This window comes from Anabaena sp. WFMT, from assembly GCF_051781005.1.
Classification (GTDB): domain Bacteria; phylum Cyanobacteriota; class Cyanobacteriia; order Cyanobacteriales; family Nostocaceae; genus Anabaena.
The window spans coordinates 89,482-102,263 of record NZ_JBPWOA010000054.1 but is presented as its reverse complement, the minus strand read 5'-3'; the positions used below and the strand labels follow the sequence as shown (position 1 = coordinate 102,263).

General features: G+C 37.8%; 11 protein-coding genes. 8 read left to right on the top strand and 3 right to left on the bottom strand.

All coding sequences use genetic code 11. From position 1 onward, the window contains the following. Nucleotides 1-9 precede the first annotated feature (9 nt). Nucleotides 10-1,815 (top strand): DNA polymerase domain-containing protein, encoded by a 1,806-nt coding sequence (locus ACSQ6I_RS26710; protein WP_190714846.1) that lies wholly within the window; start codon nt 10-12, stop codon nt 1,813-1,815. A gap of 123 nt (nt 1,816-1,938) precedes the next feature. Here ACSQ6I_RS26710 and ACSQ6I_RS26705 read toward each other — a convergent pair whose 3' ends face one another. The 3 genes from ACSQ6I_RS26705 to ACSQ6I_RS26695 are packed head-to-tail and all read right to left on the bottom strand — an operon-like array spanning nt 1,939 to nt 5,395. Next, nucleotides 1,939-3,153 (bottom strand): NERD domain-containing protein, encoded by a 1,215-nt coding sequence (locus tag ACSQ6I_RS26705; protein WP_190714848.1) that lies wholly within the window; start codon nt 3,151-3,153, stop codon nt 1,939-1,941. 6 nt (nt 3,154-3,159) lie between these two features. Then, nucleotides 3,160-4,275 carry a HesA/MoeB/ThiF family protein gene (locus tag ACSQ6I_RS26700; RefSeq protein ID WP_190714849.1) on the bottom strand — a complete coding sequence of 372 codons (1,116 nt, stop codon included), beginning with the start codon at nt 4,273-4,275 and terminating at the stop codon, nt 3,160-3,162. After that, nucleotides 4,265-5,395, bottom strand: a complete 1,131-nt coding sequence (locus ACSQ6I_RS26695) for a HesA/MoeB/ThiF family protein (RefSeq protein WP_190714852.1) — start codon at nt 5,393-5,395, stop codon at nt 4,265-4,267. The genes ACSQ6I_RS26700 and ACSQ6I_RS26695 overlap by 11 nt, the downstream gene beginning before the upstream one ends. Before the next feature lie 355 nt (nt 5,396-5,750). On the opposite strand from ACSQ6I_RS26695, the gene holA reads away from it, so the two are divergent. From holA to ACSQ6I_RS26660, 7 genes are all read left to right on the top strand, one after another. After that, the gene (gene holA / locus ACSQ6I_RS26690) at nt 5,751-6,716 is read left to right on the top strand and encodes a DNA polymerase III subunit delta (protein ID WP_190714855.1); all 966 of its coding nucleotides are present in this window, start codon (nt 5,751-5,753) and stop codon (nt 6,714-6,716) included. A gap of 117 nt (nt 6,717-6,833) precedes the next feature. Continuing rightward, entirely contained in the window at nt 6,834-7,829 is a 996-nt protein-coding gene (locus tag ACSQ6I_RS26685) for an AAA family ATPase (RefSeq protein ID WP_438893220.1), read from the top strand. 119 nt (nt 7,830-7,948) lie between these two features. Further along, on the top strand, nt 7,949-8,845 hold the full coding sequence (locus ACSQ6I_RS26680; RefSeq protein WP_190714858.1) for a hypothetical protein: 897 nt from the start codon (nt 7,949-7,951) through the stop codon (nt 8,843-8,845). 221 nt (nt 8,846-9,066) lie between these two features. Then, nucleotides 9,067-9,450 carry a single-stranded DNA-binding protein gene (gene ssb / locus ACSQ6I_RS26675; RefSeq protein ID WP_127055529.1) on the top strand — a complete coding sequence of 128 codons (384 nt, stop codon included), beginning with the start codon at nt 9,067-9,069 and terminating at the stop codon, nt 9,448-9,450. 107 nt (nt 9,451-9,557) lie between these two features. Next, nucleotides 9,558-10,004: a hypothetical protein gene (locus ACSQ6I_RS26670; protein WP_127055530.1), complete on the top strand. Its 447-nt coding sequence runs from the start codon at nt 9,558-9,560 to the stop codon at nt 10,002-10,004. A 322-nt stretch (nt 10,005-10,326) separates the two neighbouring features. Further along, nucleotides 10,327-11,139, top strand: coding sequence for a ParA family protein (locus ACSQ6I_RS26665; protein WP_127055531.1), 813 nt, complete (start codon nt 10,327-10,329; stop codon nt 11,137-11,139). Between the two features lie 310 nt (nt 11,140-11,449). Continuing rightward, nucleotides 11,450-12,607 carry a ParB/RepB/Spo0J family partition protein gene (locus ACSQ6I_RS26660; protein ID WP_438893219.1) on the top strand — a complete coding sequence of 386 codons (1,158 nt, stop codon included), beginning with the start codon at nt 11,450-11,452 and terminating at the stop codon, nt 12,605-12,607. Nucleotides 12,608-12,782: the final 175 nt, after the last annotated feature.

The following is a 12,782-nucleotide window of genomic DNA, read 5'->3' as shown; positions in this document are numbered from 1 at the left end:
ACACCAAAAATGAATATTAATTACAATCATCGCCATTTTATCACCAAAAGCGATAATCAAATTACTGTTGCCGAAGATAAATTAAACATCTTCTACGCAGATAATACAGTTTATCGCTCCTGGCAACCTTTACAGACTATTAAACCTTACAATGCCCTGAAGCAAATGGTTATTGACATTGAAACTTCAGGGCTGATTCCTAGTCAAGATAGAATTTTCGCTATTGGTTGTATGAATGAATTGGGCGAGTATTTTGTATTTATGGATGAAAATGAATCAAAATTACTCTGCCAATTTATTTCCTATTTTCAGTCTATATCTCCTGATGTAGTTCTCACATACAACGGTACAGATTTTGATTTTCCATTTATCATTATTAGATGCCTAATCAATAACATATCTCATCCATTTACTATTTCTCAGCAATCGAGAATTATCAAGACAGCACAGGTATTTGGCAAGCCTATGAATATCTCCGAAATATTCATCAGCAACAGCCAACATATTGATGTTTACATTTGTGTCTTGAGATGGGATTTTGTCAATAAAGCTTTATATCAACATTCCCTAAAAAGTGCAGTGATAGAAATGGGATTGCGAGAATCTGCTAGGTTGGTTTTAACACCCCAAGAAATTCAACATTGTTGGGGTGAAGGTGCAGGTTCTCAAGGATGGGAAAAAATCAGAAAATACCTAATTTATGACTTGGAAGATACGAAATTAATTGCTGATAAATTAGTTCCTTCCTATTACTATGAATCGCTGATAGTACCAGGTATGAATTTACAACAACTATCGCTCACTGGTAATGGTACTAAATGGCAGCGCGTTTTAGAAAGACAATATTCAGGTTACAAACCAACTGCTGATCTGAAGTTGAAATTTGAGGGAGGACTGGTAATTTCTGTACCAGGTTTACACAAACACATTGCCAAAATTGATGTTTCCAGTCTGTATCCCAGCATTATGCTTAAATATGGGATTTGCTCCCGCAAGGATACGCAACGAGTGGGGTTAAGTATTCTCGATTATCTCACCAGGGAACGACTCAGACTCAAGGAATTAGGAAAAGCTGGAGATTTAGCTGCTAAACAAGCTGAAGCTGCTCTCAAAGTGTTAATCAACTCGTTGTTTGGCTTTTATGGGACTTCTGGTGTTGGTTTTAACGATATGGAAGCTGCTGCACTGGTTACAGCTTATGGTAGACGGATTCTACGATTCATGATTGATGTGATTGAAAAAGCGGGAGGTATCCAGGTTGAAAGTGATACTGATGGTGTGTTCTTCTCCCACTCTGAACCTCTGCTGATATTTGAAAAGCTGCAAAATGCTTTACCTACTGGTATCAATATAGAGTTGGAAATTCTTGCTCAAGCGATGTTTGTTCCCTCTAGAGGAGCTAAGAATTATATTATCTGGCATGAAGATGGTAAAATTACTACTAAGGGTTCATGGCGGAAACGCGATCGCTCTCGTTTAGAAAAGGAGTTTCCTTTGAACTACCTGACACAATATCTTCTGTCAAAAGCTAAGGCAGAACAATATTACCAGGAATTAACCAAAGTTATTCGTTCTGGTGATTTTCCTGTGGAACAGTTACAGGTTACTCGGAAAATTAAGAAGGGTGAAAAGGCTCTTTTGGTTCTGGGTAATACTGGGGATGTTGTGACGTTTTATCAAGGAATTAAGGGGTTGACTAATTCTGAAGCCTATTCCAGTGGGTATTATTTGGAGTTGATGGCTAAAAAACGAGATGAGTTACTTTCGGTTGTTGAGCCTCAAGGTGATGTGGGGAAGCAGTTGAGTCTGTTTTGAGTTAGGGATTATACTAATTATGAGCGATCGTCTATGGTAATGGAAAGGGCGATCGCTCAGTGTAAAGTGCGAGTAGAATTGGCAACATAATAACTGTTGGGGATAGAGTGGTATTGCACAATATTAATTAGTTGGATATTCATCCTCATGAACTAATTTTTGTTGTGGACTTGCAAACCAGCCAAATTCCCTCTGGGCATACTCTAGTTGTTTCTGGTCTTCGGCTGTCCAGGTTTCTTTATGCAGATAAACTATATCGAAGGAAAACCCCTTACCAGGTTCGTACCGCTCAGTTGCAATACCAATGACAGTTTTATAATCCTGTTGCAACCCTCGCACTACAAAACATCTTCCTTCTAACTCAGTGATACGGTGTTGTCTTTCTTCTCCGTGCGGCTTTGCTAAAAATACATAAGCTATACTGGATTGCGGTGATATTAAGGTTCTTGACTCGATCATACGTTGAGCAGCCAAATCCATGAAATCCCTAAAAGATTTTCCTAGCATTCGGCGTTGAAATCGGTTTTCTCTTGCCATTGCACGAAACACAAGTTCAGATTCATTTAAATCTGGTCCAAATTCTAAATTATTGTTCAGGGCATCCTGACTTAGATGTTCAATTAGTCTATCCCACATATAACTGTCTTTGTCAGCTTCTTTTTTCGCCTTATATTCTGGTTTCTTAATTATCTCATCCCAAATGTTGCTTCCCACAACAATGACATCGAAATCCTGTGGGTAAAAACGTCCATTGTATATGTAGTAACCTAAAAGGTCTTCTTCAGATCCCTCAAAGACGGTTAGCTTGCCAGAATCATATAAATCTTCCTTATCAATAAGGTATTGCACAAAATCCGTTATTGTATCAAGTTCTTTTAGTATTATTTCAAAGGAAATTTTATCGAATACATGAACAAATCCCTTGCCAAAATCACCAAATTGAATTGGAACTTTATCATCTCCACCCAAAGCAACAGCAACACGATGGATACGCCGCACGTCTGATGATGGAAAGGGTAAGCCTTGGCTTCCATCGCTTCGGATCACATTTGAAGCTGATTTGATCCATCTTTCAGCCCCATAGATTTGATTTGCCGAACCTTCAATAGCTTTACTAAGCCATCTTTGCCAATCTACTTTAATATTTCCACTATCAGTGAGCTTAATATCCTTAACACTGATAATAATAACATCTGGCTCGCAAACAATAAGGATGTCACATAGCTCTTTGGAATTCTTGCCTTTAGGATTTGCATAACTCCAGAGAGAAAGGAAGGATTTATGACAAACTTGGTAAACAAATTCTTCTGAATCATTAACAGGTTGATTGTTTTGCATATCAAATTATTTTTTATTTCCACAACACGGACAATCAGGTCGTCTTGGTAAATCAATGAAATTAATTTTATTGGTTAAAAAATTATATTCTCCTCTTCTATTTACCATTGCAGGTTTTAACTCAGGCGTTTTTGAAGCAATACGTATTACTTCATTAACTACAAACGATGATGATATTCCAGTTAATGGAGCAAGATTTCCTATATTACGCTGTGTTCGAGGAAGTTTTCTAATATTTTTTAATTCTGGTGCGTTTATGTCTTCAAGCGTCAGAGCCATGCACTCAAAACAAGCTGTTTCATAAGGAATAATTGTGGGACCAATTAAACTTAAATGAAGATTATAACCTCCTGATATAATATAGGGAATTTTGCTTTGCATACAAGCTTCATGAATTAGCTTTGATGTAACATCAACATTTGGAAAATCTGCACAGTTAACTAATAAAATATTTTCATAATCTTTTTTTAGATCATTTAATATTTCTAATATATCATTTGATTGCAGAATAATTTTTGTTATTTCACTAACTTTGACATCCGAATCAATAGACTTTAGTCTATTGGATACTGCCGTAGTTTTTTTTAAACCTAAATCTTTATATGTAAAGAGCGAACGATTTAAATTATTTTCTTGTACTACGTCATTGTCAATAAGGGTTAATTTCTGTATTCCACTTTGAACTAAAAGAACAGATACCCAACTTCCAATTGCACCCAATCCTACTATAACAACATGATGATTTTTGACTTGATTCCACACTTCAAAAATTGAATTATAAGAAACATAATCTCCAAGAAAATTTAATACTCTTCGATAAGAGCTTTTGGCAATTTTGTCTGCGGTTTCTATATCTTCAATAAGACATTTAGAAGCAAGAAAATTGAAGAGAGAACATATAGATATTTCATGATTATTGCCAAATTCTTCTATAATAGAAGAGACAGATTTAGTTCCATCTAAATTAGATATAATCTCAGTTAATATAGGTTGAGAGAATACTACTGGAACTATCCGACGCGTATTAGATAAAAAGAAGTCAAAACGCTGATTTTTTTCATTATTTACATCAATAGGAACAAAGCTAACAGATGGTCTAAGACGAAAATTTTTATCTTTCATTATCTAAATTGCTGCATACAGAACAGGTCGGATTTTTTGGAACAGGAAATACTGATAAGTCGTAATCATCGAAGAGCAATTCTCCTCGTTCGCCTTCAAATGTAGCTGTAGGATTAATAAAATAACGAAGAATAGTCATCGCAGATGTTGAAGCTGCAAGAACCGACAAAGATACTAAACCTCCAAAAGAGCTTCTTCTATCCTTGACAGGATGACTAATAGGCTTCCAATCTTTTAAAGATTCTTTAAAAAAAGTATTATAGCAATCTGCACAAGGAGTATCACCTGGTATTATTAACTCACCCAAAGAGCCTAAGTGTGCATCAAAACCACCAGCAATCATTAGTGGCTTTTTATGTTTAACACAATAACGAGACAGTTTTAAACCTGTATAACCGATATAAGGTTCATCAGCTGTATCAATAATAAAATCAATGCCTAGCAATAAAGTTTCTAAATCAGAATCTATTGTTAAGGCATGATCAAGAACTTGTACACAAGCCTCTTGATCAATATCAAGAATCATTTGTTTGGCTACTTCAGTTTTTTGAAACCCTATTGCTTTTTGTTCAAAAAATCCATGTCTAGATATATCAAATTCGGAAACAATACCGTAATCAACTAACAAGAAATTGTGAAATCCCATCATCACAAGTTCTCGACATAACCAACTACCAACACTACCAACACCAAATATTGCTATTTTAGCTTGATAAATTTTGGATTGGATTCTAGCAACTTCATTAGAGCTATCAGTAATATCAAGTAAGAAATTTAGTTGGCGTTCTAACCTTTTCTTATAGAAACATGGTAAAGAAATTTCTTCAATCCAATGTTCAGATATAAGAATTCCTTTTTTATATAAATTTTTAATAAATTCTGAAAATCCATTATTTACTAAAAAATCTTCACATGACAAGTTAATTAAACGACAGTTCAACTCTTCAATAGAGAACTCTCCTGTTAACCAAGAAAGACTTTTTATCAGCAAAGGGTGACATCGAAATTTTATTCTTTTTCGAGAAGCTAAATAAACAAAAGTAACATCATTCTCAGACTCTAGATAAATATCAACCCCATCTCGAAGACGGGGTTTATACTTATTTGATATTTCATTCATCAGTATTGAACCTGTCCACCCTCAACATTAAGAAACTGTTCCCATTCATCTGCACTCCCTACAAAGTTTTCATCCCTTGAGCAAGTCCGCGTACAACATTCCGAACGAGATCCCGAACACTGCTTTGTATATGCTTTGCCTTGTGTCATTCCATCTTCAACAGTAATTTCAGCAAATCCATACTGCTCAAGATTTTTTTGTATATTACTCATTGTTTTTTAAATATTTAGCATTCAGAAAAAAAATTTTAGCATGGTTAAAAAAAAATAGCTATATGTTTCTTTGATCTTTATAAAATTTCAATAGTGGGTTTAGAGCTAACGCTCATGTACGACAATACAATTGCCGTACTACCATGCCAACATACTTATACTTTGGTGAAAACGAATTCTTCCTAACTCGCACCATCAAACAACTAAAAACCCACACTCTAGATCAACAATGGGCAGACTTTAACTATACAGAATACCCCCCAGAATCTAAAGAAACCATTCCTCAAGCATTATCCGATATCATGACACCACCAGTTGGGAGTGGAGGAAGATTAGTACATTTGCCCAACAGCACATTACTGGGAGTTTGTTCAAAAGAAATTTTGTTGCAGTTGGAGTCCATTCTCCCCAAAATTCCCTCAACAAATACCCTCCTGATCACCAACACTCACAAACCTGACGCGAGAAATAAATCAGTCAAACTCCTACTTGAATACGCACAGGTACAGGAATTTCCTCTCATTCCCCAATGGCAAACCCAAGCATTAATACAGCAAGCTCGTACTTTAGCTGACGAAGTAGGTGTAACACTCACTACCGATGCCTACAAAGTATTGATTGATTACACAGGCAATCATACACGACTGATATTCACCGAACTAGAAAAGCTCAAAACCTATGCTTTGGGTAAAACAGTCAATGGGGATATGGTGAAAGAATTAGTGTCAGAAAGTGCTGCTAATAGCTTACAACTAGCCAACGCCATTCGCTTGGGTAACATTGCTCAAGCATTGGAATTTGGCGATCGCTTAATTAACTGTAATGAACCAGCTTTAAAGATTACCGCTACCCTGACTACAACCTTTCGCACTTGGCTAACAGTCAAACAGATGATCATCACCGGGTGTCAAGACGACAATGCGATCACCCAACTCGCAGACGTGAAAAATCCCAAACGCTTGTATTACATCCGCCAAGAGGTTGCTAATTGTTGTGTAAACAAGCTGAAAAATGGTTTGAAAATACTATTGGAACTAGAGCTAATGCTGAAATCTGGTGTAGATGAAAAACTCGCCTTGCAAACTCAAATTATCAAACTTTGCTCGTAGGTACTACTTCTTTCAAATGCAATAGACACCTCGGAAATTTAACCTAAAATGCTGCGGTTGTTGGAGGGATATTAAATTTCTGGAGATGTCTAATCAACAATTTCCAAAACTCAAAAAATGAAGCAACTTGATCTACTTCATCTCACAACAGACCTTTCTGTTTTTGAACCTTCTCAAAGTATAGATTCCGAATCTACACAGCCAATTGCAGAAAACTGGCAGTTATCAAAAATCATTGGTCAAAATTTAGCAGTATCTTTACTCAAAGGTGCGATCGCACACAACCGAATTGTCCCTGCTTATTTATTTGCTGGAGCAGAGGGAGTAGGAAAATCCTTAGCTGCTAAAAGCTTTATCGCTGAAACTTTCAACATCCAAAACCTAACTAACTGTCCTGATATTTTATGGGTTGAACCAACATACCTACACCAAAAACAGTTGTTAAGTGAAAGTGAAATAGCAGCTTCTGGGGTACTGCGAAAAACTCCATCCCAAATTAGAATTGAGCAGATTCGAGAAATCACCCAATTCCTGACTACCTCCCCCCTAATTGCACCTTACAAAATTGTTGTGGTAGAAAATGCGGAAAGAATGCCACCCACTGCTGCTAATGCACTCCTGAAAACTTTGGAAGAGCCAATATCCGGCACAATTATCCTCATTTCATCCCAACCCCAACGGTTACTTGCTACAATTACCAGCCGTTGCCAACTGATTCCTTTCCAGCGACTAAACAACGCCCAAATGACCACAGTTTTAGAAAATGTGGGACGTTCTGAAATTGTCAATCACCCAAATGTTATACAGTTTGCTGGTGGTTCTCCAGGGGTAGCGATCGCTTACCATGATCAACTCCAATCTATCCCACAATCAATTTTGCAACAACTAATTCAACCACCTAGCAATGTGTTAACAGCGTTAAGTATTTCCAAAGATATTGAAGTGCAATTAGATTTTCATCAACAACTATGGCTGATAGATTACCTGCAATATTGCTGGAAGGAATTTCTCAGTGATCAAAATTGGCTGTTAAAACTGGAAGATGCAAAAAACTCTCTGTTAAAAATGGCCTCTCCCCGCTTGGTATGGGAAGTTTTACTATTTCCTGACTAATACCAAAAACTACATTTTCAACGCAATCTATCTAAACCTCATCAAAGATACCAAAAACGTTTTTAGATAAAAGGATTGCGCTATGCGCTCTTGTGGTGAACTAAATCAAACAAAAAACCATGAGTGCCATTATCAATAATTACCGTCAATTGGATGTAGCTTTTCTCCTACTCAATGACTTGACAACAAAACTCCGCACGGCTGGGGCAAGAATTTCTGTGAGAAAAGTGGGAAATTTCCACAGAATTACCGTTTTGAAAGAACCCAGTGTAACCACTATTGAGCAAATTCTTGGTGACACAAGCAGGGATACAGAAACGCCTAACCTCAGCAGTAATGATGCAATTGCTTCACCCTCTGAAAGCACTCCGTCACCAGATGATGCTTTTAGTGAAGCTGGTAGTAATACATTACTTACCGTAAACGAAGAAATTGAGGAAAGCACACTGCTGGAAGCGATCGCTTTACCAACATCATCTGAATCTAATTCCTCAACAGATGATACTCCTAGTGAAGATGGTGCTAATACAGTGTCTACCTTAAACGAAGATATTGAGGATAACTCAGTAGTGGATGCGATCGCTCAAACATCACCTGAATTTACTTCCTCAACAGATGATACTCCTGGTGAAGATAGTGCTAATACAGTACCTACCATAAACGAAGAGATTGAGGATAGCTCAGTAGTTGAAGTGATCGCCCCAGCAACATTATCTGAATCTACTTCCTCACCAGACGAAAGTCATACTGATGACAGTAAAGTTATTATTTCTGAAAACACAGCAGAAATTATCACCGATTCAACCGATTCTCCTACACCTGATAACTCTTCCTCAAAAGTAACAAATATTCCCGATTCCCCAGATTTAGCAAGTTTGGAAGATTTACAAACACTAACTTTAAAAAGACTGAGGGAGTTAGCCAAATTGCACAAAGTCCCTGGTTTCTCTCGCATGAAAGAGGAAAAGTTAGTAACCAAATTGCATGGTTTAGCAACCAAAGAAAAAATTGTGTAATAGTCATCAGCCTCAAATCTCTAGCAGATTTGGGGTTATTTTTTTACGCAGTTTTTCCCCAATACAACCAGTAATCAATGCGCTAGGCGCAATCAAGTTTGATACTGGGCTGTATCCAATACCAGCACCAAATTAGCACCAAATCATTCATTTTGCTGCATAACCGAGAATGCGCTGTCGCGCTAATACAGTGAAAAATTTGATTACCCAAGGAAAATATTATGACTCAGCAATACATCAATAAAGTTGATTTAGTTGGTCGCGTTGGTCAAACACCTGAGATACGCTATTTTGAATCAGGTGCAATGAAAACATCCTTGACCCTTGCTGTTAAACCTCCCTACAGAAGTGAAACTCCCCTTTGGTTTGATTTAGAACTTTGGGGAAATATTGCTCAAGTTGCAGCAGACTGGGTTCAAAAAGGTTCAACTATTGGGATCACCGGTGAAATAGTCTTTGATAGATGGATAGACAAAAACACCAACGAACCCAGACAAAAACCGATCATTCGTGTCAACAATTTGGAACTCATCAGTTCTGCTCAACGCAAAGACTCAAATGAAATTGGTGAAGACCAAGACTCCATAATTAACGCCAATTTCTAGCCAGTCAATCATCCCGCAGCATCACTTCTGTCTGTGGGATGTTTTGGTTAAAAAGCGCAAAGCGCAATTTTTATGAACAATTGACAATTTCATCACAAGGATAAACCATGATTAACTCAACCCAAACCATCCAACTACTGACTATTGATGAAGCTTTTGACAGTCAAGGTGTAAAGATTGTCTATGGTGAATGTACTTTCTCCTACTATTCAAAAGATGGCGTAGTGGAAGACACAATTCCTTACAGAACCAAGGGAGCAGCAGCAGTTTCCATTGCTGAATCTGGAATTAATGCCACTGGTATCGCTATCGGCTATCTGGATCTTAACGTAGTGGATAGCGGTAAGGGATATAAAGAAAAGAAAACTGCCTTAGTTATTCGCAACTTCATCTGCACTACTGCTGGTAATCGCACTTATACACCAACTGTTACTCCTGTTGTTCAACCACCCACACCACAGGAAAATACTCAACAGCTAGTTGGTGCTGGTGTAGCTACAGCTTCTCAAAACGGACATTCTCGCAATACTGATATTTCTCACATTCCCTTTTAATCTTCTTACTTCTGGCTTTTTGCCAGAGGTATTTTTTTCTGTGGGCAGATAGTTGTTTTCACTTGTTGGGGCAAGGCTATGACTTCAGCTTGAATTTTCACCAAAAAAATACCTCCTCCAGATTGTCTGATTCCTCAGATATTGATATATGATTTAAAAAATTCGATATATGATACTTCCACATCAAAACATCAGATATTGATATATGACGTGGAAAAGTCAGTATTCGATATTATGATACTTCCACATCAAAACATCAGATATTGATATATGAGGTGGAGAACTCAATATATGATACTCCCTAATATCAAAAAAAATAGTCATGCAAATTAGATTAGCTGTAATAAGTAATGCCGGAGGAAGTGGTAAGACAACCCTTTCTGTCCATTTAGCTCATGCTCTGGCAAAACGCAGGTATAAGGTAGCACTGTTTGACCTTGACCCGCAAGGGTCACTGACACTGTTTTGTGGTTTAAATCAACCAGAACCAGAACATACTTTAGCTGCTGTCCTCAAAGAGAATTTTGATGGTAACTGGCCGTTGACACCCTGCTGGAGTGAACACACTGATAAAGTAGTCATTTGTCAGGGTGGTATGGTTCTGACCCAAACAGCAGATGAATTAGTTTTACACAAACGAGGAGCTTACTTATTAGGCGATCGCCTAACTGACTATCCTCTAGAACATGATTTAATCATTTTTGATTGTCCAGCGACCCTTGGTCCCTTACCTTTAATGGCACTGACAGCTAGTACACACATAATTATTCCTGTCCAGCTAGAACCAAAATCAATTCAAGGAGCGGCTCATTTACTGGAATGGTATTACTACCACTGCAAACACTTACGCTTAAAACCCACACCAGAAATTCTTGGCTTTGTTCCCAACCAATACGATGCTCGACGTGCAGCCCATAGACAAATGTTAGCTGCATTACCATCTCAGTTAGAGCAGATGAATATCCATGCTTTTCCAGAAATTCGGGATAGTGCTGAATTTGTTAACGCCAGTGGACAAGGATTACCATTACCTATTCACCGTCCTAGTCATCCAGCAAAAGATGATTTTAAAGAAATTGCCTCAAAATTAGCCGCTTTGATTGGCAGTAAGAGTAAAGAGAAAGTCACGGCTTAACCAAGTTGATGGCAGGAGTAAAAAAACTCTCAATTTAACCAAGCTGTTGTAAAAATTACGCATTTTTATTTTTTAGCAATAGCTGGAAAATACTCCTTTATTCAGTAGCTCATTGAAATTAATGCCTCATCAAAGTGCTTGAAATACTTGTTAATCAAACTCTTGATGTGTCAATAATTTTGCATAACCACTTACCTAATGCGAACTGCTTGCAGCAGCGCTTCGCTATCGCATGATGGCTTAGGCCACGCTGCGCTATTGGTACTGCGCGATCGCTGTTTCAATAAACAAATTAAAACTGTGCTAACTTATGACCACCCGTAAATCTCCTGACCTCACCAATTATTTTTCAGGCGCAAAGCAATCCCAACAGTTATCAGAAGCTGAGGCAGAAATTCAGCGTCTCAAAGCCGAAATAGAAGAACTTCGCTCTCAAGGGTCGAGTGAGTTAGAAGCACAGCTACAAACACTTAGGGCGCAACTTCAGTCACAATCAGGTATCCAACATATTCCTTTAGACAAAATTCAAGCCAACCCAGAACAACCGAGACAGACATTTTTATCAGAAAGTATTGAGTCTATGTCTCGTTCTCTGGTATCAGATGGACAACTAGAGCCAATTATTTTAATTCAACGGGAACACTTAGTTATATTTGATGGTGAACGGCGTTGGCGTAGTGCGAAAAACTTGGGTTGGCAAAATCTGCAAGCTGTCATTATTCCTGAACCTGATGCTCTACACCGCAAAGCTTTAATCACTTCATTACACCGGGAAGACCTCAATCCTCTTGATAAAGCTGAAGCTATTGTCCGGGAATTGGCAACTAATACTGGTTTAGAACCCCAGGATATTCCCCGGATTCTCTCAACAGTAGTGCGACGGTTGAATGCACAAAAACGAATGAACTCTGTTGTTGAACTGCTCACGGTAACGCCAGAGGAACAGCAACAAGGTTTAGCTACTTTGGACTTAGATGAGCGAGAAGTGGCAGTGTTGACTATACTTTTAGATTTACAACTTAATCCCGCTTCTATTGATGCCAATATTTTTCCCATGCTTTCTTTAGCTGAAGACTTAAAAGCTGCTATTAGGTCTTCTGGACTTAAAGGTGTTCACGCAATGGCATTACAAAAACTCTCTGCGAAAAATTTGGGACTACCAGAATCAGAAGCAGAAGAAATTAGAATCAACATCACCCAAAAGGTATTAGCAGAAAAATTATCTGTACAAAAAACCCGGCAATTAGTCACTGAGGCGATCGCTTCACAAAGTACCGACGCTGAGAAAATCGAAAAACAAGTTAAACCAGTAGCAACAGCAACACGCTCTTTATATAAAGTTTCTGGGGAAGCGTTGAAGAAAGTTGAGGTTTCGCAATTAATGGAGTTTCAGGAAGTCCTTCGCAAGAAACTGGCAGAGATTGAAGAGGTAATCCATGAAAAAGCTGTCAACGATAATAAAGTTTAGTATGCAATCAAATTTAAAAGTAGGGCTACAAATGTCAGCTAATGATTTGTGTTTGAAACGCCCTACATACTGCTTGTGAGGTTACATAAGCCAAAGCGTGTCCGCCGATTTTATCTCAGCAATCACTTGAATACGCAAAAATTCTAATCGATAAAACAACTTATGACTGCTATCA